General features: G+C 61.2%; 20 protein-coding genes. 14 read left to right on the top strand and 6 right to left on the bottom strand.

The window, feature by feature from the left end:
* Positions 1-238: 238 nt before the first annotated feature.
* The gene (locus ACGSLL_RS16065) at positions 239-5,290 is read right to left on the bottom strand and encodes a trifunctional serine/threonine-protein kinase/ATP-binding protein/sensor histidine kinase (RefSeq protein WP_394507138.1); all 5,052 of its coding nucleotides are present in this window, start codon (positions 5,288-5,290) and stop codon (positions 239-241) included.
* Positions 5,291-5,638: 348 nt separating this feature from the next.
* Between ACGSLL_RS16065 and ACGSLL_RS16060 the strand changes: the two genes are divergently transcribed.
* From ACGSLL_RS16060 to ACGSLL_RS16035, 6 genes are all read left to right on the top strand, one after another.
* Complete coding sequence (locus tag ACGSLL_RS16060) at positions 5,639-6,631, top strand: response regulator (protein ID WP_394507055.1); 993 nt, start codon at positions 5,639-5,641, stop codon at positions 6,629-6,631.
* Complete coding sequence (locus ACGSLL_RS16055; protein WP_394507054.1) at positions 6,628-7,038, top strand: response regulator transcription factor; 411 nt, start codon at positions 6,628-6,630, stop codon at positions 7,036-7,038. Before ACGSLL_RS16060 ends, ACGSLL_RS16055 begins: the two co-directional genes overlap by 4 nt.
* Positions 7,039-7,214: 176 nt before the next feature.
* Positions 7,215-9,074, top strand: a complete 1,860-nt coding sequence (locus ACGSLL_RS16050; protein WP_394507053.1) for an ABC transporter ATP-binding protein — start codon at positions 7,215-7,217, stop codon at positions 9,072-9,074.
* 636 nt (positions 9,075-9,710) lie between these two features.
* The gene (locus ACGSLL_RS16045) at positions 9,711-9,953 is read left to right on the top strand and encodes a hypothetical protein (RefSeq protein ID WP_394507052.1); all 243 of its coding nucleotides are present in this window, start codon (positions 9,711-9,713) and stop codon (positions 9,951-9,953) included.
* Positions 9,950-10,117, top strand: a complete 168-nt coding sequence (locus ACGSLL_RS16040) for a hypothetical protein (protein ID WP_394507051.1) — start codon at positions 9,950-9,952, stop codon at positions 10,115-10,117. Before ACGSLL_RS16045 ends, ACGSLL_RS16040 begins: the two co-directional genes overlap by 4 nt.
* Positions 10,114-10,647, top strand: coding sequence for a DUF4142 domain-containing protein (locus ACGSLL_RS16035; RefSeq protein ID WP_394507050.1), 534 nt, complete (start codon positions 10,114-10,116; stop codon positions 10,645-10,647). The genes ACGSLL_RS16040 and ACGSLL_RS16035 overlap by 4 nt, the downstream gene beginning before the upstream one ends.
* Positions 10,648-10,659: 12 nt before the next feature.
* Here the strand turns inward: ACGSLL_RS16035 and ACGSLL_RS16030 are convergent, their stop codons facing one another.
* Positions 10,660-10,890: a hypothetical protein gene (locus tag ACGSLL_RS16030; RefSeq protein WP_394507049.1), complete on the bottom strand. Its 231-nt coding sequence runs from the start codon at positions 10,888-10,890 to the stop codon at positions 10,660-10,662.
* 431 nt (positions 10,891-11,321) lie between these two features.
* On the opposite strand from ACGSLL_RS16030, the gene ACGSLL_RS16025 reads away from it, so the two are divergent.
* On the top strand, positions 11,322-12,269 hold the full coding sequence (locus ACGSLL_RS16025) for a ribonuclease Z (RefSeq protein WP_394507048.1): 948 nt from the start codon (positions 11,322-11,324) through the stop codon (positions 12,267-12,269).
* Between the two features lie 91 nt (positions 12,270-12,360).
* Here the strand turns inward: ACGSLL_RS16025 and ACGSLL_RS16020 are convergent, their stop codons facing one another.
* Together ACGSLL_RS16020 and ACGSLL_RS16015 are read right to left on the bottom strand one after the other, a co-directional pair.
* A complete protein-coding gene (locus ACGSLL_RS16020; protein WP_090283019.1) occupies positions 12,361-12,870 on the bottom strand; it encodes a ferritin-like domain-containing protein in 510 nt (169 codons plus the stop codon).
* A 101-nt stretch (positions 12,871-12,971) separates the two neighbouring features.
* Positions 12,972-13,856 (bottom strand): manganese catalase family protein, encoded by an 885-nt coding sequence (locus ACGSLL_RS16015; RefSeq protein WP_394507047.1) that lies wholly within the window; start codon positions 13,854-13,856, stop codon positions 12,972-12,974.
* A gap of 859 nt (positions 13,857-14,715) precedes the next feature.
* Here ACGSLL_RS16015 and ACGSLL_RS16010 point away from each other — a divergent pair.
* Positions 14,716-14,964, top strand: coding sequence for a hypothetical protein (locus ACGSLL_RS16010; RefSeq protein WP_258449020.1), 249 nt, complete (start codon positions 14,716-14,718; stop codon positions 14,962-14,964).
* A gap of 26 nt (positions 14,965-14,990) precedes the next feature.
* On the top strand, positions 14,991-16,112 hold the full coding sequence (locus tag ACGSLL_RS16005; protein WP_394507046.1) for a carboxylate-amine ligase: 1,122 nt from the start codon (positions 14,991-14,993) through the stop codon (positions 16,110-16,112).
* Between the two features lie 20 nt (positions 16,113-16,132).
* On the opposite strand, the gene ACGSLL_RS16000 is transcribed toward ACGSLL_RS16005, so the two are convergent.
* Complete coding sequence (locus ACGSLL_RS16000) at positions 16,133-16,303, bottom strand: general stress protein (protein ID WP_157720685.1); 171 nt, start codon at positions 16,301-16,303, stop codon at positions 16,133-16,135.
* A 349-nt stretch (positions 16,304-16,652) separates the two neighbouring features.
* On the opposite strand from ACGSLL_RS16000, the gene ACGSLL_RS15995 reads away from it, so the two are divergent.
* The 4 genes from ACGSLL_RS15995 (at position 16,653) to ACGSLL_RS15980 (ending at position 18,371) form a co-directional block, all read left to right on the top strand.
* Complete coding sequence (locus ACGSLL_RS15995) at positions 16,653-16,832, top strand: con-10 family general stress protein (protein WP_093101985.1); 180 nt, start codon at positions 16,653-16,655, stop codon at positions 16,830-16,832.
* A gap of 255 nt (positions 16,833-17,087) precedes the next feature.
* Positions 17,088-17,435 (top strand): con-10 family general stress protein, encoded by a 348-nt coding sequence (locus ACGSLL_RS15990; protein ID WP_090283013.1) that lies wholly within the window; start codon positions 17,088-17,090, stop codon positions 17,433-17,435.
* A gap of 159 nt (positions 17,436-17,594) precedes the next feature.
* On the top strand, positions 17,595-18,101 hold the full coding sequence (gene msrA, locus ACGSLL_RS15985; protein ID WP_394507045.1) for a peptide-methionine (S)-S-oxide reductase MsrA: 507 nt from the start codon (positions 17,595-17,597) through the stop codon (positions 18,099-18,101).
* Between the two features lie 60 nt (positions 18,102-18,161).
* Positions 18,162-18,371, top strand: coding sequence for a hypothetical protein (locus ACGSLL_RS15980; RefSeq protein WP_394507044.1), 210 nt, complete (start codon positions 18,162-18,164; stop codon positions 18,369-18,371).
* A gap of 9 nt (positions 18,372-18,380) precedes the next feature.
* On the opposite strand, the gene ACGSLL_RS15975 is transcribed toward ACGSLL_RS15980, so the two are convergent.
* Complete coding sequence (locus ACGSLL_RS15975; protein ID WP_394507043.1) at positions 18,381-18,791, bottom strand: cupin domain-containing protein; 411 nt, start codon at positions 18,789-18,791, stop codon at positions 18,381-18,383.
* Between the two features lie 223 nt (positions 18,792-19,014).
* Here ACGSLL_RS15975 and ACGSLL_RS15970 point away from each other — a divergent pair, with 223 nt between their 5' ends.
* Positions 19,015-19,395 carry a RidA family protein gene (locus ACGSLL_RS15970; RefSeq protein WP_090283006.1) on the top strand — a complete coding sequence of 127 codons (381 nt, stop codon included), beginning with the start codon at positions 19,015-19,017 and terminating at the stop codon, positions 19,393-19,395.
* Positions 19,396-19,460: the final 65 nt, after the last annotated feature.

The following is a 19,460-nucleotide window of genomic DNA, read 5'->3' as shown; positions in this document are numbered from 1 at the left end:
ACGCGAGCTAACGCTCATTGTTGAGTGGTTAGAAGCGGCGCATGGCTTGGGATTTGTGGTGGATTTTCCCCTCACCCCAGCCCTCTCCCGAGGGAGAGGGAGCCGATTTTGGTTGGCTTTGAGACTTGCATACGACTCGATATCCCAGGCCGGCGTATTTCTCGCATCCAACGCGGTCAGTCCCCTCTCCCTCCGGGAGAGGGCTAGGGTGAGGGGCTTTTGATTTTCGTTGTGGGTTTCAATTGTCGCTCGGCAGCCCAAGCGGCAAGGTAAATCCAATCCGTGCGCCCTCTTCGCTATCTTCCACTCGGAGTGTGCCGCCGTGGGCGTGGATGACGGTACGGCAGATGGCGAGGCCCATGCCCATGCCGCTGCCTTTGGTGGTGTAGAAGGCGTCGAAGATGTGTTCGCGCTGGGCTTCGGCGATGCCGGGGCCGTTGTCGTGGAGGGTGATGTGGACGTGTTGATCGCGGCGTGTGGATTCGAGGGTCAGTTGGCCGGGACGGTCGTGGCTGGCGATGGCTTCGAGGGCGTTGGTGATCAGGTTGTAGATGACTTGCTGGATCTGTACCCGGTCGACGGCGACGTTGCAGCCGGCATTGAGGCGGGTTTGCAGGGTGGCGTTGCGGTTGTGCAGGTCGGTGGTGGTCAGTTGGATGACTTCGCTGATCAGTTCATCGATCGCGATGGGCAGGCGTTTGAGTGGGGCCTGTTTGGCCAGGGCGCGCAGGGCCTGGACGATTTCGCTGGCGCGGGCGCTGTCGGCGCGGATGTCTTCCAGGCCTTGAATGGCTTCGTTCAGGTCTGGCGTGGTGCGTTTGAGCCAGCGCAGGCTGGCCGAGGCGTTGGAGGTGATGCCCAGCAGCGGCTGGCTGATTTCGTGGGCGATCGAGGCGGACAGTTCGCCCATCATTTTCAGGTGCGCGTTGCGCGCCAGTTCTGCGCGCGAGCTGCGCAAGTCGGCCTCCATTTGTGCGCGCAGGCGGTTGTCTTCGACCAGTTGCGCGTAGAGCCGCGCCGTTTGCAGCGACACCGCGGCTTGTGAGGCGAGGATTTCCAGCATGGTCAGGCGCTCGGCGTTGAACAGTTTCGGCACCAGGCTGTTTTCCAGATACACCAGCCCGATCAGCGCGCCCTGTTTGAGCAACGGCAGGCACATCATCGAGCGTGTCTGCCGTGGTTGCAGGTCGCTGCTGTAGGCCTCGGGGCATTGGAGGCTGGCGTCTTCGAGCACCAGTGGCGTGCGTGTGCGCATGGTTGCGTTGAGTACCGAGACCGGGGCCATGTGTTCGAGGGGCTGGTCGTTGGCCTGGGTCACACGCACGTTGCCAGACTCGATAAACGCCGCCGCGGCCGGTTGCAGTGCGCCGTCGGTCACCAGCATCAGCACACCCTGATCGGCACCGGCATGGATCATCAGGTGGTTCATCAGGGTTTCAACCAAGCGGTCGAGCAGCACTTCCTGCGACACCGCGCGGGCGGCCTCGATGCCCACTTGCAGATCGAGGCGTGCGCGGGTGACCGGGGTTGCCGTTTCCAATGAATGTTCAGTGGCGAGGAAAGGATGCAGCGCCTGCAACTGCTGCGCCTTGGCTTGCGCGCCCCAGAGCGCATAGCAGTCGCGGGCGACGCGCAGGTGGTGATGGGCGCCCGACACCAGACCGCTGCTCAGGCAGATCTGCGCCAGTTGCTCGTGGGCCAGCGCCTGTTCGTGAATGAATCCGGCAGCGGCGGCGGCGATCTGCGACTGGTCGAAGCAGCGGATGGCAACCAGGCCTTCGCCGCGCACGCGGGCAATCGCACCTTCGATCAGCAGTAATTTGTTGGCGAAGGTCAACGGGTTGAGTTCGTCCCAGAGGAGGAAGCGCTGGCGATGCTGTTCGAGCTTTTGCAGTTTTTCGCTGGCATCGCCCGGTGCCTCGTCACTGGCCAGCGCCAGACTGTAAAACAGGTAGTAATCGGCCAGGTTGATATGCGCCGGCAGCGACCAGGCCAATGCGCCGGCCTCTTCGAAGCGCCGCAAGGCATACGCGATGTCGCCAAAATAAAACGCGGACATGCCCGAGTACAGCCAGCGCCAGAACAGCGTCGGCTGCGACACGCGTTCGCGGTCCAACGGGCCGAAGCAATCATGTTCAAGCCGCGCAAGATCAGCAACGGCACGCGGCGCCGGGCCGTTGCGCAACTCCGTGGCGAATGTCTGCTGCGCCAGCAAAATACGCTCGATATCGATGTAATGAAACTGGCGGACCCAGGTCAGACCGTGCTCCAGTTCGCTCAGCACACTGGGCAGCGGCTCGCCCATGAATAGCAGATCAGAGGCGATGTGGTTGCAGGCGTAACACGACATGCCGAGGTCGCCGCCCGCCTGCCCGCATTCGAACGCGGCGAAAGCTTTTTGTCGGGCATACGCCAGTGGCCGGGTCCATGGACTGACCTGATCGAGCGCCACCAGCGTGCCCGTGCGCCCGGCTTCATAGCCATGCAGATCGGTGAGTTCCAGCGCCAGTTCGGCATAGGCCTGACCGTCGACGTACTCGCCATATCGATCGGCGATCATCACCCCGAACCAGGCGAATCCGTAGCCACTGCTGGGCGTGGTGCCATGCAGCAGCGTGAGCTCGACCATCTTCGCCAGGTGCACAAAGGAGATGTCGTCCTTGACGAAGAACGAGGCAATCAGCGTGCTGAGCAGTTCCATGGCCGCTTCGATACGCGGATCATCCGCCGGCGGCAGTGCGCTCAGGTCGGCGATCCGACGCGTACCGCGCAACTCGCGAACGCGCTCGAAAGCCTCGGTCATCTGCGCCCGTGAAGGCTTGCGTCGCAGCGAGATGTCCAGCAGTGCCAAGCCGCTCAGCGCTTCACTGATCGCGCCCTGATAATCGGAATGCAGCGTGCGCAAACTGGCGCGCAACCGATAGGTTTTCGCCTGGTCCAGCGGCGTGGCCGCGTGATGCAGGCAATCGTCGAGACGTTGCTGGGCGCTGGGCAGATCCGCCAACAGCATCACGCACTCGGCGGCCAGCCAGCGACTGGCGAAGGCCTGCGGGTACAGCTGCGTCCAGCCACTGGCACCGAGCAGGCGCTCGGCAATCAGCAGATAATCCAGGGCTTGATCGACAGCGGCAGTGTCGCGCGCGCGCTCGGCAGCCAGGACCAGCACTTTGATGAAATCGGCGCGGCGATGGCTTTCGAGAGTGTCGGTGTCGATACGTTGAATCTGGCTGGCGATTTCGAAGACGTGTTGATCGACCTCCTCGCACCACTCATCGAGCATCACCGCTGCGATGCGTGCGTGCTCGGCGGCACGACCGATCAGCGCGGGCAGTTGCGCCGCTGCCTCGAGCACGCGGTCGTGCGGGAACAGCAGTTGGTGGTTTTCGCGCAGCAGAAATCCGCCGTTGACCAGAAACTCGACGTCACGGGCCAGTTGCGGCGGATCGTCCGACAGCAAACGCTGCAACAGCGCTTCGTCACAGCGACCACCAACATAGCCAGCACAGCGCAACACCTCTCGCGCCGACGCGGGCAGGCGCTGCAAGCGCTGCACCATCAGGTCGGCGACGTTATCGGCGTAGCGATAGCCGGCCAGCGCGCCGGGCGTCCATGTCCAGCGATGCTGCACGGCATCGAAATGCAGCAGCCGCTCATCCATCAACGCCCGCGACACCTGACTGACAAACAACGGATTGCCGGCAGTCTTGAAATGCACGACTTCGGCCAGCGCTTCGATGTTGTCGACCTCCGCGTCCAGCTCGGCCGCAATCAATTGCGCGACCGCCTGCACCGACATCGGCCCCACCTCGATACGCGACGCCGGCAACGCCGACTCACGGCACAACTCGTCGAGCAATCCGCCCTCGCCGCCCAGCACCGCAGTTTCATCGTCGCGATAAGCCAGGATTAGCAACAGATGCCGCGGCGGGCGCGCAATGAAGGCCTTCAGAAAGGCCTGGGTCGAATCGTCGGCCCATTGCACATCATCGATAAACAGCACCAGCGGACGCCCCGGCTGAGCGAACACCTGCAGCACATCGAGCAGAGTGCGACTGGCGCGATCGAGTGCATGACGGGCCGGCATGTTGGGCAGTTCTGCGGTGACGCCGATGAGCAATTCGGCCTCGGGCACCAGCTCCACCAGCAGGCGGCCACGCCCCTTTAGCACTTCGGTCAATTGCTCGCTGAGTGCCTGCATTTCCAGCGCCGGTTTGCCGAGCAACTGCGTGACCAACGAACGAAAAACCTGCGCCAGCGGCGCAAAAGGAATGTCGTTGTGCAACAGGTTGAGCTTGCCGCTGGCCCAGTAACCCGGCGCCTGCCCACGGATACTCTGATGAATCAGCGTCGACTTGCCCGCCCCCGGCGCGCCAGCGATCAACAAAACCCGGGCGATGCCGTCGCTGCGCACGCGCTGAATCTGTTCGAGCAATTGCGCACTCTCCGCCTCGCGACCGAACAGCAACTCGCCACGGGTGGTTTTCGTCAGCGCGTCGAACGCGCCCAGGCGAAACGCGTCGATCCGCCCGTGCTCACGCCACTGGCGCAGGCACCAGGCCAGATCCGCCGCCAGCGACTCAAGGCTCTGATAGCGTGCGTCCGGTTCTTTTGCCAAGCCTTTGAGCAAGACCTGGCAAAGCCCTTGCGGCAAATCTTTTACATACACGTCGGGCGATGGCGGCTGGACGGCGGCGTGTACATGCCGCCACTGCGTCGGGTCGCGGGCCGTCAGCGGCGTGCGACCGGTGAGCACTTGATAGAGGATGGCCGACAAGGCGTACACGTCGCTGCGTTCATCGTTCGCCGCGACGTCATGCTGCACCTGCTCCGGCGCCAGATAAGGCCAGTGTTCGATAACCGGCAGTTCGCTGTTCGGCAGATCGGGCGCGGCGGTGTGCACGCCCATCAACCTGACCGAGTCGTCGGCACCGACCATCAGGTGCCATGGCAGCAGACCGACGCGGCGAACGCCAGCCTGGCCAGTCAGCGCCAGTGCGTTGGCCGCCGCCACGGCAATGTGCAGAAACCGATCCAGCGCCAGGCCGGCGTCGCTGATCAACTCCGCCAGCGACTCACCCCACGCGGGATACACCAACAGCGGGCCGTCGGCCGAGCGGATCTGTGCAACCGGGGCAATCACCCACTCGGCAGGCAGATGCAGATGGAAATCGCGCTCCAGGCGCTTGCACACAGTCGGGCGCTGAATCGGTGCGCGCACGGCGAACCAGCGCTTGAGCGTGCGGCCATCTTCGAGGCTGTACCAGGTCAGTTCGTTGTCGCGGCGCCACAGGCTGAACCGGCAACTGTCCAGCCACGCTTCGTCATGCAGCAGGGCTGGGGACGGACAAGACACGGGGCTGGCAGAAGGCGTGCCGGGCATTGGAATCACCACTGGAGACTGGTTTCAGGGCCGATCCGCGAGTATACGCAACGGTTCTGGTCAAGGGGCCAGTCGTCGCGCGGCTGTCCGCCTGCAGCCCCAGAATGGCCGTCCAGAGCCTGCCGTTGCGGATAAACAGGCTGGAAACCGCGGCTGTTATCCCTCGGGATAATTGCTTTATGCCGGGCGCTCACCTAGCGTACCGGTCTCATGAACCGGCGCCCCGCCATTCATTTTCACCACAGCGCAGAGGCAAGCATGATCCGACTCGGCCAGGCCACGATTTCACTGGAGCGGCGCGAAGCCTTTCTTGATGGCCGGCCATTGCGTGTCGGCGGCCGCGCGTTTGAAGTGCTCTCGGTTCTGATGCAGGCCGACGGCCGGATTGTCAGCAAGGACGAACTGATCAATCAGGTCTGGCCCGATATTGTCGTTGAGGAAAACAACCTGCAGGTGCAGATTTCCGCGCTGCGCAAGCTGCTCGGGGCCAAAGAAATCATTCAGACGGTCGCCCGTCGAGGTTACCGATTATTGAAAGACCGCGAACCCAAACCGCCCGCCTTCACTGCGATGGCCGCGCCTGTGCCGAGGGCGCCACAACAGCCGCCGGTCGATGCGCAATCGGTGCCGGTGTTGATCGTCGATGACGAGGCGCGTGTGCGCACGGCCCTGAGCCGATTGCTGCGGGCCGAAGGCATCGAACACCGCCTGTTCGCCAGCGCCGAAGAACTGCTCGACGCGCCTCTGGAAAACGGGCCGGCGTGCCTGCTGCTCGATGTCAGCCTGCCTGACGCAAGCGGATTGCAACTGCAGACGACGCTCACCGAGCGCGGCCACCCGTGGCCAGTGATCTTCATGACCGGGCACGGCACCATCCCGATGTCGGTGCAGGCCATGAAAGCCGGGGCAGTGGAGTTTCTGACCAAACCGTTCAACGACGATGAACTGCTCGATACTCTGCACACCACCCGCCAACACGCGGCGACTGCGTACGAGCAATGGCAGCGCGTGCAACAGGCCCTGCAACTGGCCGCGCTGCTGACCCCGCGCGAGCGTGAAGTATTGCCGCTGATTGTCGCCGGTCTTGCCAACAAGCAGATTGCCAACCAGCTGGGCACCAGTGAAGTCACGGCCAAGGTCCATCGCAAACACATCATGGCGAAGATGCAGACGCGCTCGCTGGTCAACCTCGTTGAACTCTACGGGCTGATCAGCAGCGCGCGGCCACCCGGCCCATCGAGCCTGTCGTGAACAGCGCCACTGACCGTCCTGCAACGGCCGACAGTAGTCACGCGACCATTGTCTGCATCGTCGACGACGATGCTTCGGTGCGCAAAAGCCTGCACAATCTGCTGCGCTCGGTGGGGTATCACGCGCAAGTCTATGGCAGCGGCGAAGCCTTTCTTGCCGAACAGCGTTTCGACGAAATCGCCTGTCTTCTCCTGGATTTGCGCATGCCCGGCCTGTCCGGCATCGACGTCATGCGTGAACTGCAACGCCGCTCCCAGCGCTTCCCGGTGATCTGCATGTCGGCCCATTGGGATGAGGCGACTCTGGCCGAATCCGGCCACTATCACGCGGTACATTGCCTGAGCAAACCGTTCGAAGAAGACGCCTTGTTGCAGGCGATCGAGTCGGTGGTGCATCGCCAGCACTGAGTATCAGGGGATTTTTTGCCTCCGACGCCCCGAGCAGCAGCGTCGGCATGAGCAATCAATTGGCACTGCGGCTCCGTTTCAGGGTCAGTTCAGGTGACCTGACATTGACCGGCAAACCCTCAAGGGCGCCGTTAAATGGCAGAATCCCCCGACCTTGATCCTTTTCGGAGAGCGCAATGCTTCGCGTGTTTGAACGAAGACTCGACCCCTTCCCGCCTGACGAACTGCCGCCACCGCCGGTTGGCCTGACGCGTTTTCTGTGGGCGTGCACCCGCGGCGCGCGCGGTTACATCCTCGCGCTGGCCCTGCTCAGTGCCGGCGTGTCGATTTACGAAGCGTGGCTGTTTTCCTTCCTCGGTCAGGTCGTCGATCTGCTCTCGACCTGGCAGACCGGTGGCGGCGTCAGTGCCGAGGAAAGCCGCGTGCTGTGGGGCATCGGCATCGTCCTGCTGGTGAGCATCGTGCTGGTCGCGTTGCGCACGATGGTTCAGCACCAGATCCTCGCGATCAACCTGCCGCTGCGCCTGCGCTGGGATTTTCACCGCTTGATGCTGCGGCAAAGCCTGTCGTTCTTCTCCGATGAATTCTCCGGGCGGGTCACCACCAAGGTCATGCAAACCGCGCTCGCGGTGCGCGAAGTGCTGTTCACCCTGATCGAAATCGCCCCCGGCATCGGCGTGTACTTCATCGCCATCATCGCCCTCGCTGGCGGCTTCGCCCTGAAGCTGATGCTACCGTTCATTGCCTGGGTCGCGCTGTTCGCACTGGCGATGGTGTACTTCGTGCCACGTCTGGGCAAAGTCGGCCAGGAACAAGCCGATGCACGCTCATCGATGACCGGGCGCATCGCCGACGCCTACACCAACATCACCACGGTGAAACTGTTCTCGCACTCCAAACGCGAAGCGCATTTCGCCCGCGCGGCAATGGAAGATTTCAAGCTCACCGGGTTTCGCCAGATGCGTCTGGTCAGCCAGTTCGAAATCGTCAACCAGGCGCTGGTGGTCGGGCTGATCATCGGCGCCGGCGGCTACGCCCTGTGGCTCTGGCACCAGGGCCAGGTCGGTGCCGGTGCGGTCGCGGCGATCACCGCCATGGCCTTGCGCATCAACGGCATGTCGCACTGGATCATGTGGCAGATGACCTCGCTGTTCGAAAACATCGGCACCGTGCAGGACGGCATGGCCACCCTCACCCGCGGTCCGAAAGTCCAGGACGCAGCGAACGCCAGCGTGCTGGTACCTGCCGGCGGCGCGGTGACATTCGACAACGTCAGCTTCAACTACAACGGCGAACGCCAGGTGCTCGACGGTTTGAGCCTGCACATTCGCGCCGGCGAAAAAATCGGCCTGGTCGGTCGCTCCGGCGCCGGCAAATCGACGCTGATCAACCTGCTGCTGCGCTTCTACGACGTCGACAGCGGGCAGATCCGCATCGACGGCCAGAACATCGCCGAAGTGACCCAGGACAGCCTGCGCAGCGCCATCGGCATGGTCACCCAGGACACCTCGCTGCTGCACCGCTCAATCCGCGACAACATCGCCTACGGCCGCCCCGACGCCAGCGACGCAGACATCCACCGCGCCGCCGCCAACGCCCAGGCCGACGGCTTCATCAACCAGTTGAGCGACCGCCAGGGCCACAGCGGCTACGACACCCTGGTCGGCGAGCGCGGCATCAAACTCTCCGGCGGCCAGCGCCAACGCATCGCCATCGCCCGCGTCATGCTGAAAAACGCCCCGATCCTGCTGCTCGACGAAGCCACCAGCGCCCTCGACTCCGAAGTCGAAGTCGCCATCCAGGAAAGCCTCGATGAAATGATGCAAGGCAAAACCGTCATCGCCATCGCCCACCGCCTCTCCACCATCGCCGCCATGGACCGCCTCATCGTCATGGACGAAGGCCGCATCATCGAACAAGGAACACACGCGGAACTGCTGGCCAGAAACGGGATTTATGCCAGGTTGTGGCAGCATCAAAGCGGCGGGTTTCTGGGGGAAGATCAGGGGTTTGCCGCGACGGTGGATCAGGCTTGATCTGGCGATTTCAGATCAAGATCAAAGGCCCCTCACCCTAGCCCTCTCCCGGAGGGAGAGGGGACTGACCGAGTTGTTTAGACTAATGCGCCAACGCTCGATACCGAGTTGCAAATTTCAACTCCAACCAAAATCGGCTCCCTCTCCCTCGGGAGAGGGCTGGGGTGAGGGGCAAATCCACCACCAATCCCAAGCCAACCACCCGCTTCTAACCACTCAACAATGAGCGTTAGCTCGCGTGCTCTTGATCTTGATCTTGCGTCACCGGCGACGTCGGAAGGCTGAGTGGAGGAATCGATCCGGGCGTGGGAGCGCAGCGACCGTCTGGCGTAGCCAGACACAGCGGACGTAGGTGCAGCGAAGCAAACCGTAGCCGCTGCGCCCGGATCGGTCCCGGAGCGAAGGGACCCGAGCCTGCGAGGGCCGAACGCAGGAGCAAGCGTTTTGGGTTACCTTTTTGGCGTTTGAAAAAGGTGACCCGCCGTAAGGGCGGAACCCTAAGCCGCCGTGACCGCAGCAACGGATATTCACCCAAAACCAAACACCCAAAACAACCAGAACCAACCGTACGTCGCCCCCACGGAACACCCCGCCAAGCCCCCTCCTCTACCCAACAAAGGGCCGAGGAAAACCACCATGTACAACGAAACCAAAATGCTCGCCTACACCCAATGGCACGACCTGCTGACCAACACCAGCACCTTCAGCGCCCCCGAAGACCGCTACGACGAACTGCTCCGACTCGCCGACGACTACCGCAGCCGCGGCATCATCAACGCCCCCGAACGCAACACCCTGATCGAAATCGCCACCGCGGCCTACACCCGCTCAGTGACCGCCGCCACACCCGAATCAAACCATTCAGGAATCCACCCATGACCGATGAAAAACCCACCCAGGGCCCTATCACGCCAGGCACCGAAGCCGACGGCCTGACCGACGATCAACGCGTACGCCGCGAAACCAACGACCACCAACAAGGCGCCCGCGTAACCCCCGGCCCTGCGGATAAAGAACGTGACCCGGAGGTTGGCCGGACATGAACAAGCTCGCAGTAAAAACCCTCGCCACACTGGTCCTGAGCCTGCAGACCATCGCCCTGTGTTACGCCGTCACACTCAACGCCTTCGTCGAAGAGGCGGCGCAACAGAGCCTGTTCCAGAACAACGCCTCGCGCATCGCCATGGAAAACAGCGCCCTGCCCGAAGTTCGCGAGTTTGCCAAAAACCAGATCGCCGACCACGATCGGTTCTACCCGAAACTGCAACAACTCGGGCAAACCTTGAAGATGGACGTTCCAGCCGAACCTTCGACAGCCGGAAAAGCCAAGCAACTGCGCCTTGAATCACGCGATGAATCGTTCGATCGCACCTACATCGACAGCCAGGCCGAGACCCTCGAGCAGAAGGTCATGCTGTTCAAGAAAGAGGCGATGTCTTCGGAAAACCCGCAGCTCAAGGCCTTCGCGAAATCGGCGCTACCAGGCATCGAAAAGCAAGCGCAGACGGCGAAGGCTCTGCAGGAAAAACTCAAGCCTTCGGCCGGGAAATTGACTGCGCCGAGCAAGCCTTGAGCGGCGGCGCTGTCAGTCGATGGGACCAACGTTAATGGTCATGTCGTCACCCAGCCCCTGGACCTTGGCGAGGACATCGACCGGGGTTTCGTCGGAAAAGCGCACGACGTAGCCCATGCCGCTGCCGTCTTCCTCGATGGCGCTGACCCACAGTTCGACCTCGTCGGCGTCCAGCCCCAAGGCCTGGGCAAACTGGCGGTAGCGGTGGTCTGAATCGGTTTCGTCCATTGGGTAATGGGTCATTGGGTTCTCCGGTTTTTTGGGGGGCTTATGGCGATGGACGTTATGGTTGGGTTAGCGTTCGATTTTTTTGGTGGGTTGGTTGTTCATTGCTGCGAGTTCGGGTGTTCGGTTTTAGTGAGGTGGTGAGGCCTCCCCTCACCCCAGCCCTCTCCCCTAGGAGAGGGAGCCGATTTGTGGACAGTTCAGAACTGGAGTACGACTCGGTATCGCAGGCCGGCGAACCTCGTTCATTCAACTCGGTCAGTCCCCTCTCCCTCCGGGAGAGGGCTAGGGTGAGGGGCTTTTGACTTTGGGGTTTGAGTAACAGCGCATACAACGACTGGCCACCGCTGCGAGAGCGGAACTCCCGGACGCAAGCGCCGGTCGATGACGACGACCCATGGCCATTCCGTCATTTGCGTTTCAACTGATGATTGCGAGAGAACACTATCGTGGACTTGTTGTTTCTGGGCACCTCTGCCGGCGTGCCGACCCGTGAGCGCAATGTCAGCGCCACGGCATTGATCGAGGCGTCGGGCCGAGGCTGGTATCTGATCGATTGTGGTGAAGGCACGCAGCATCAAATCCTGCGCACGCCGTTGTCACTGAGCGAACTGCGGGGCATTTTCATCACGCATGTGCACGCTGACCATTGCCTTGGCTTGCCCGGTTTGCTGGCAAGCACCGGGATGTCCGGGCGGACGCGACCGCTGGATATCATCCTGCCGGCAGCCCTGCATACGTGGCTGACGCTCAGCCTCAGCGTGACGCAATCGCACCTGCCGTTCGAAATCCATCTGCACGCGGTCGAGTCGCTGGATCACTGGCGCAACGGCAACGTCGAGGTCAGCACTGTCGAGTTGTCGCACCGCGTGCCGTGTCACGGTTATGTGTTCACCGAAGCCGATCCGGCGCCGCGTCTGGATGTGCAACGCCTTGACGCTGAAGGCATCGAACGCGGTCCGCTGTGGGGTGAACTGGCCCATGGCCAGGATGTGCTGCACGACGGGCGCTGGCTGCGCGCGCAGGACTATTTGCTCCGGGCGCGCCCGCCGCAACGCATCATTGTCTGTGGCGACAACGACCGCCCGGAACTGCTGGCGGAGGTTGCCGCCTCAGCCGATGTTCTGGTGCACGAGGCGACGTTCATCCAAGCGGCCATCGATAAGACCCGCGCCAGCTACGGCCATAGCAGCGCCGCAGCGGTCGCCGGTTTTGCCGAAGCGGTGGGCGTGCGCAACCTGGTGCTGACGCACTTCAGCGCACGCTACCAGGCCAACCCGGCGCAACATCCGTCAATCGAAGACGTGCGCAGCGAGGCGGCAGCGCTGTACAACGGGGAATTGATTCTGGCGCGCGACCTGCAGCGCTATCACTTCGATCAACAGGGCCATTTGTAGCCAGTGATGCGAAATCCTGTGCCCCGCTCGCGCGATCAATAAAAAAACGCCCGCTCGCCTGGCGAACGGACGTAGCGGTTCCAAGGTGGGGTTACTTCTTGGCTTCCTTGTCGGGGTCAGCCGAGCGAGCGAGAAACGCCTCGGTCAGCTGCGGCAAATGCTTGAGTAGCCAGTCGGCCATAGCCACCTCCTGCGGCAGAATCGACTCACAGGCCTTTTTCGTCTGCGTATCGCCAGCCGCTTCGGCGGCAGCGATCAGCACGGTATAGCTGGCGATTTCCATGTTCTCGAACACGTAGCCGGCCATCGCGCCCTTGATCACCTCATCGCTCATCAACGAGCCACCCACGGCCTGACCGAACGCCATCAACTTGCCCCCCAGATCCTTGATCGTCGACGAGTCGCCACCCAGTCGTTGCAGGCACTCATCGATGAGTTTCTGCTGGCCGAGGGTTTCTTCGATGTGCTGGTCGATCCGCGCTTTCAGTTGCGGGTAGTGCTCCAGACGCTTGGATTGCGCCTTGAGCATTTGCTCGGCCTGTTGCTCCATGGCATGGGCATCGCGCAGCCAGTCGAGCAGATTTTCCTGTGGAGTGGCCATGGTTGAATCCTCTTCTTGATGGTTTCACAGTGGTCCCGCTCACGCGCGCCACGCTGTTGCATAGCGCGCGTGAGCGGAGTTCGGCGGGCAGTGTCGCGCTGTCACACCGACGGCGGAACCTGCGTACCGGCGCCCAGATCCGCGCCGGTCACCGGCTCGCTGTTGGGATCGGACATGGTGCGGGTTTTCATGTTCTCCAGCAGCGCTTCGTCGGCACTGTCCAGCTTGACGGTCGCCAGACCATCGCCGCCATCCACCGCCGGTGTTGGGCTTTCGACAAACTCCCAATCGTCCCCCTGGTTCCATGGCCCGCGCATGCTCTCGGTGCCGTGGGACATGTTGAAGTAGACGTTGGTGAACTCCGGCATGCCGGGTTTCTTGCCTTGCGGGAAGTTCGGCTGAATCGCATGCAAGGCTTTTTCGAACGACAGCTGGTGCGCAATCTCCCGAGTCATCAAGAAGCCCAGCGCCTCTTTCACACCCGGATCGTCCGTCACGTTCATCAACCGCTCATAAACAATCTTCGCCCGCGCCTCGGCCGCGATGTTCGAACGCATATCCGCCGTCGGCTCACCAATGGTGTCAACGTACGCCGCGGACCATGGGACACCCGCCGAATTAGTCAAAGGCGCCCCCCCGCCATACAACAGGCTGGTGATGTGCGAATCGTTACCCGCACCGTTCAACGAACGATACAACTCACCCTCCTCCTCCACGCCTTCAGCCATCTTGCCCTTGGCGCCCTTGTTGAGCATGACGATGATCGAACCGATCACCTCCAGATGGCTCAGCTCCTCAGTCGCGATGTCCAGCAGCAAATCCTTGCGCCCCGGATCATCCTCAGCCAACGCCTGAGTGAAATAGCGCGTAGCCGCCGCCAACTCCCCCTGCGCCCCCCCGAACTGCTCCAGCAAAAGATTCGCAAGCCCGGGATTGGGTTGCGCAACACGAACGGTGTATTGAAGTCGCTTGTTATGTAGAAACATGACAAATCTCCTCAGTCTGAATGAGTGTGGCGGTCTCGACGGTCAAGTCACTGCCCACTCCTTTGTGAAGCATTCGCTGTGAAGAAAATTTCAAAAAATATTCGGGTTCAGGACAAATGGTTATGTGGATGGAACAAGCGAAACGGGTGGCGCGGGTTCGCTTGTTTGCGCGATTTTCTTCAATGAAAGCAGCGGTTTTACCAGTGCAAATCGAACAAAAGACACAACAAAATCAAGAGCCCCTCACCCTAGCCCTCTCCCGGAGGGAGAGGGAACAACTGTGGTGAATGCGCGAGCTGGCCAACCTGAAATAACGCGTCGAACACAAACTTCGAAGCCAACCAAAATCGGCTCCCTCTCCCTCGGGAGAGGGCTGGGGTGAGGGGCAGCCACACCACAAAACACAAGCCAAACGCCACGCTTCTAACCACTCCTTACAATGAGCGTTAGCTCGAGTGCCCTTGATCTTGCCTAACCGGCCCCATCGGCAGGCTGAGTGGAGGGATCGATCCGGGCGTGGGAGCGTAGCGACCGTCTGGCGCAGCCAGACACAGCGGACGTAGGTGCAGCGCAGCAAACCGTAGCCGCTGCGCCCGGATCGGTCCCGGAGCGAAGGAACCCGAGCCTGCGAGGGCCGAACGCAGGGGCCCAGCGTTTTGGTTACTTTTGGGCGTCTGCAAAAGTGACCCGCTGTAAGAGCGGAACCGCCAGCCGCCACACCCAAAAAAACGGATATACACCCAAAACAACCAAAGCCTGGTCGGCCCAGAGGCCGCCAAGGCACCCGCCCCGTCACTTCCCTTGAACCACCACGAACCCAAAGCGCTCACAAAGAAAACCACCCGCGAGCCAGCCCCCCATGAACGCCTATAAAAACCTGCTGACAGCCGAACAACAAACCCGCCTGCAAGCCCTCGATACCTGGCATCGAACACTGCAAGACCGCACCCTGCGCATGGACTGCCCCGATCGCTACCACGAAGAACTCCTGCGCCAATGCGACGAAATGGACCGCCTCGGCATCATCACCTGGCAAGAATGGCAAGAACTGCGCCGCGAAGCCGACCAGGCCTACGTGCAGGCCATCGCCGGCCACGACTACCACTGACTCTGTAATACCCAGCGAGCCCAGTCATGACCGAACCGCGCTTTGGAATCGAAGAAGAATATTTCGTCACCGACCTGCACACCCGCCGAATGGCCGGCGCCCCTTCGCCCGAAGCCCGCGAGGCCTGCAAGAAAGCCATCGGTGCCTCGTTCGCCACCGAGATGTTCCAGGGCCAGTTCGAAATCGCTTCACCGGTATTCACTGACTTCGTCGAAGCCAGCGATTATCTGACCGGCGCACGTCAGACCCTAAGCAAAACCCTCGAACCTTTCGGCCTCGGCCTGCTCAGCGCCGGCAGCCATCCGCTGGCCGATTGGCGCGAACAGACCCCCACCGATGAACCGCATTTTCACGATCTGTTCGATACCTACGGCCACGTCGCCCGGCGCAGCGTGCTGTCGGGCCTGCATGTGCATGTAGAAGTGCCTGAGCATCTGGACCGTGTCAGGGTGATGAACGAAGTGTTGCCTTGGACGCCGCTGTTACTGGCCCTGAGTTGCTCGTCGCCGCTGTGGGACGGGGCCAACAGCGGCTACAAAAGTTATCGCCAGACCGCGTGCGACGAATGGCCACGCATGGGCGTGCCGCCACTGTTTGCCGATCAACAGGCTTATGACGAGCACGTTGGTTTCCTGACCGCCGCCGGCGTGATCAGCCAGCCCAGCCAATGCTGGTGGGGCATTCGCCCGGCAGTGCGCTACCCGACGCTGGAACTGCGCATGACCGATGCTTGCCCGCGCGTGGAAGACGCGCTGACCCTCGCCGCGTTCTTTCGCGTACTGGTCGCGCATGCGTGCCGGCAGTCGCAACCGGGCTCGGCCTATGACGCGTCAGCACGCTGGATACTTGAGGAAAATCGCTGGCGCGCCAAGCGCTGGGGGCTTGATGGGAAGTTCATTGTCACCGGCCAGGACAGCCCTTGCTCAATCAGCCAGTGGCTAGCGCTGGCTGAAGAGCGCTTCGCCGAAACCGCCGACAATTTGCGGATGCCGACCTTGTTCAAACGCGCCAACAGGATCATCAATGACGGCACCAGCGCCGACCGGCAACTGGCGGTATTCAACAAGGCCCTGCAGCAACAGCCCGGTCCGCGTTCGGCGCTGTCGCAAGTGGTCGATCATCTGCTAGAGGAAACCTCGCGCAGTTGATCGACCTTTAACACTTCGCATCAATCGCCCTTGCCGGTGCGGGTTCCACCATGGCTGTGTTGTCCGCCCGTTCGCGCCTTTTCCGCTCGGTCGAGTTTGACGTCGACCGCAGTGTCGCCCTTCTTACCGGCTTCCTTGATTTTCTGCGGATCGTCGGCGAATGAATGCCCGCTTTGATGCTTGCTGGTCATGACACTGTCCTCGCGATGAAATCTCGGTTGTCAGTTCCGTATGCCGCCCTTGCACCCTATCAACCGAACTTTGCGCTCGCTACCCATGTATTCGCCACACTGACGAAAGGTATTCAAACGAAACGAAGCGAAGCTTTCAACGACTGGTAAACAATCATCTTAATATCAACAAACTTATACGAAGCGGCATCTGAAACAGCACCCTGTATAAGTTTCATCGAGAGCACTACCGTTCATCGGGCACCGAAAAAAATCTTCAAACGAATTTCCTCAGCGCGTTATCCGAGTAAGTGTCCGTTGCAACACATGGGCAACTTAAGAAAACCTTAATTGATATTGGAGAGCTATCATGACTACAGGTAATAAAAACCCGGGCAACTTCGCCAACGATCGTGAGAAAGCATCCGAGGCGGGTAAAAAAGGCGGCCAGGCTTCCGGCGGTAACTTCGCCAATGACCGCGAAAAAGCCTCCGAAGCAGGCCGTAAAGGCGGCCAGAACAGCCACGGTGGCGGCCGCAAGTCGTCTTGACCGGCGGCATAAGGGGCAGCCTCGCTGCCCTTCGAAATCAAACAGCTGGAACGGTCACCGGCGTGAAGGCAGTTATATACCGCTGATGATCGTTCCAACTGATTGATAGTCGAACCCAAGCCAACCGGCAAGTAACGAGCATTGCAACAAACAACATCAGGCAGTATCCACGGCATTTGTCCGAACAACTTCAGAGCGTAACTAAGCGCAGCCTGAATTCGTATCGATGCTTATATATGCAAGAGGTGTTTTGAAATGGCTCAAGATAAACAAGGCAGCATGTCCGTCAACGAAGCAGGTAAAAAAGGTGGGGAAGCAACATCGGCTTCGCATGATAAAGAGTTCTACCAGGAAATTGGCAGCAAAGGCGGCCAAAACAGTGGAGGCAACTTCAAGAATGATCCGGAGCGGGCAGCCGAGGCCGGTAGCAAGGGCGGCCAGAACAGCGGCGGCAACTTCAAGAACGACCCGCAGCGCGCGTCCGAGGCCGGCAGTAAAGGCGGCCAGAACAGCGGTGGCAACTTTGCCAACGACCGCGAAAAAGCCTCCGAAGCCGGGCGCAAAGGTGGCGAAAACAGTCATGGTGGTGGGCGCAACAGCTAATGCGCCATTTGCAGGGGAGCATCGCTCCCCTGCCGTTTATTCAACGCAAGACAACTTCCTCGCCATCCCCCGCCGCTTTCTTCACCGCTGCACCTTGGAATTGGCCAACTCGCCCTCATAATCATGGCAATCCCCCACGTTGTCAGAGGAACCCGCGCCATGACCGATCAAACCGAAACTGCGATTCTTGCCGGCGGCTGCTTCTGGGGCATGCAGGACCTGCTGCGACGTTACCCGGGCGTGCTGAACACCCGCGTCGGTTACAGCGGCGGCGACGTGCCGAACGCGACCTATCGCAATCACGGCAATCACGCCGAAGCCATCGAAATTACCTTCGATCCTGCCGTGATCAGCTACCGCCAGATACTCGAATTCTTCTTTCAGATCCACGACCCGAGCACACCCAACCGTCAGGGCAACGACCTTGGCCCGAGCTATCGTTCGGCGATCTATTACCTCAACGACGAGCAACGCGCCGTCGCTGAAGACACTGCTGCCGATGTCGACGCCTCAGGATTGTGGCCAGGCCGAGTGGTGACTGAAATCGAATCGGCCGGCCCCTTCTGGGAAGCGGAACCTGAGCATCAGGATTATCTGGAGCGGATTCCGAATGGCTACACCTGCCACTTCATTCGGCCGAACTGGAAACTGCCCAAGCGCGGCTGATCAGTTGGCGTCGCGGCAGTAGCGCGACGCGATTGATCCATTTTTTGCAGGATGACCTGAATGCCGAAAAATCCACCAACCCCTGAAGAGCCGGCCAGCGCCGCCGACATCGAGCGCTCGATCCAGGCCCTCAACCGGCTGGCCGAGCGCCTCTGGGGCGAGGACCGTGTCGCCGAAGCCAAAGCCCTGCTTGATGCGCTCGATGCGTTGAACCGTGCGCTCGATCGCATTCGCATCGGCGAAAGTCGCCGGGCGGCGACTCTGCATTGAGGCATCGGCTTACGGCTTGAGGATCAGCACCGGCTCGCCTTTTTTGAGGATGTAGGTTGCCAGCTCCGAGGCCTTGTCGCTGCCGACGTTTTTCGCCACATGCGCCACACCTTCCGGAATGAACAGTGAATCCCCCGCCTTCAGCGTCACGGGCGCCCTGCCCTCCAGTTGATATTCGAATGTGCCGCTGATCACGTAAGCGACTTCAACGCCGGGATGTGCATGGCGCGGCGAGGTCACGCCCGGTTCGAAATCAACGCGTGCCTGAACCACTTCGCGGTCGGCAGCACCGAGATCCTGCTTGACCAGATCGGTGCGGCTCAAGCCTTGCTGCCAGCTCTTGGCCGGGGCGTCTGCCGCGTGGGCGATGCCGATCATCGAAGCAAAAATGGCGCTGGCGAGTAACAGTGAACGTTTCATATGTAGCCCCTTCAATCAGTGATGTGGTGAGGGCTACTGTGCGGGTTACATGTAAGGCGGATGTGTCGTGAACCCTGAGTTTGTTGTTCAGCTGTGTACCGCGGGTGATCAGATACACGCTCATACAAACTGCCTCGTCACTGTGTCGACCTTGCAGGCAGGCCATGTTGACGAGGAAGCTGTAAACTGCCGCGATCTTCACTCGCTCAGACAAGGGATTCCCATGGCCAACCAAGACATCACCTTCACCCCCGATCCGGACGCCGACTCGATTTCTTCCGACGTGGCAACCTTCGGCGGGATCATGGTTTCCACCCAGATCCCGACGCGCGCCGACGGCAGCCTGGAGCTGGGCGATATCACCACGCAGAGCGAATGCACCCTGCAAGCGCTGAAAGTCGCGCTGGAACGTGCAGGCAGTTCGATGGACCGGGTCATGCACCTGACCATTTACCTCACCGACATGGCCGATCGCGCCGCATTCAACGAGGTGTACCAGCGCTTCTTCGCCAAGCCATGGCCGGTGCGCGCGGCGGTGGGCGTGGCGGCGTTGGCGGTCGAGGGGATGCGCGTGGAAGTCACGGCGATGGCGGCCAAGGCCTGACCTGACTTCTGCAACACCCGTTAACCCCGTGGGAGCCTGCCTGCTGGCGATAGCGGCCTTGTATT

This window comes from Pseudomonas retamae (assembly GCF_043496865.1).
Taxonomy (GTDB): Bacteria; Pseudomonadota; Gammaproteobacteria; order Pseudomonadales; family Pseudomonadaceae; genus Aquipseudomonas; species Aquipseudomonas retamae.
This window is presented reverse-complemented; position numbering and strand designations above follow the sequence as displayed.

Bases quoted from the DNA above. Each gene is read 5' to 3' on its own strand.
- ACGSLL_RS15970 (WP_090283006.1), top strand. From the start codon at position 19,015: ATGGCCAACCAAGACATCACCTTCACCCCCGATCCGGACGCCGACTCG.
- ACGSLL_RS16045 (WP_394507052.1), top strand. From the start codon at position 9,711: ATGTACAACGAAACCAAAATGCTCGCCTACACCCAATGGCACGACCTG.
- msrA (WP_394507045.1), top strand. From the start codon at position 17,595: ATGACCGATCAAACCGAAACTGCGATTCTTGCCGGCGGCTGCTTCTGG.
- ACGSLL_RS16015 (WP_394507047.1), bottom strand. From the start codon at position 13,856: ATGTTTCTACATAACAAGCGACTTCAATACACCGTTCGTGTTGCGCAA.
- ACGSLL_RS16005 (WP_394507046.1), top strand. From the start codon at position 14,991: ATGACCGAACCGCGCTTTGGAATCGAAGAAGAATATTTCGTCACCGAC.
- ACGSLL_RS15995 (WP_093101985.1), top strand. From the start codon at position 16,653: ATGACTACAGGTAATAAAAACCCGGGCAACTTCGCCAACGATCGTGAG.
- ACGSLL_RS15980 (WP_394507044.1), top strand. From the start codon at position 18,162: ATGCCGAAAAATCCACCAACCCCTGAAGAGCCGGCCAGCGCCGCCGAC.
- ACGSLL_RS16000 (WP_157720685.1), bottom strand. From the start codon at position 16,303: ATGACCAGCAAGCATCAAAGCGGGCATTCATTCGCCGACGATCCGCAG.
- ACGSLL_RS16035 (WP_394507050.1), top strand. From the start codon at position 10,114: ATGAACAAGCTCGCAGTAAAAACCCTCGCCACACTGGTCCTGAGCCTG.
- ACGSLL_RS16030 (WP_394507049.1), bottom strand. From the start codon at position 10,890: ATGACCCATTACCCAATGGACGAAACCGATTCAGACCACCGCTACCGC.
- ACGSLL_RS15990 (WP_090283013.1), top strand. From the start codon at position 17,088: ATGGCTCAAGATAAACAAGGCAGCATGTCCGTCAACGAAGCAGGTAAA.
- ACGSLL_RS16040 (WP_394507051.1), top strand. From the start codon at position 9,950: ATGACCGATGAAAAACCCACCCAGGGCCCTATCACGCCAGGCACCGAA.
- ACGSLL_RS16050 (WP_394507053.1), top strand. From the start codon at position 7,215: ATGCTTCGCGTGTTTGAACGAAGACTCGACCCCTTCCCGCCTGACGAA.
- ACGSLL_RS16060 (WP_394507055.1), top strand. From the start codon at position 5,639: ATGATCCGACTCGGCCAGGCCACGATTTCACTGGAGCGGCGCGAAGCC.
- ACGSLL_RS16020 (WP_090283019.1), bottom strand. From the start codon at position 12,870: ATGGCCACTCCACAGGAAAATCTGCTCGACTGGCTGCGCGATGCCCAT.
- ACGSLL_RS15975 (WP_394507043.1), bottom strand. From the start codon at position 18,791: ATGAAACGTTCACTGTTACTCGCCAGCGCCATTTTTGCTTCGATGATC.
- ACGSLL_RS16010 (WP_258449020.1), top strand. From the start codon at position 14,716: ATGAACGCCTATAAAAACCTGCTGACAGCCGAACAACAAACCCGCCTG.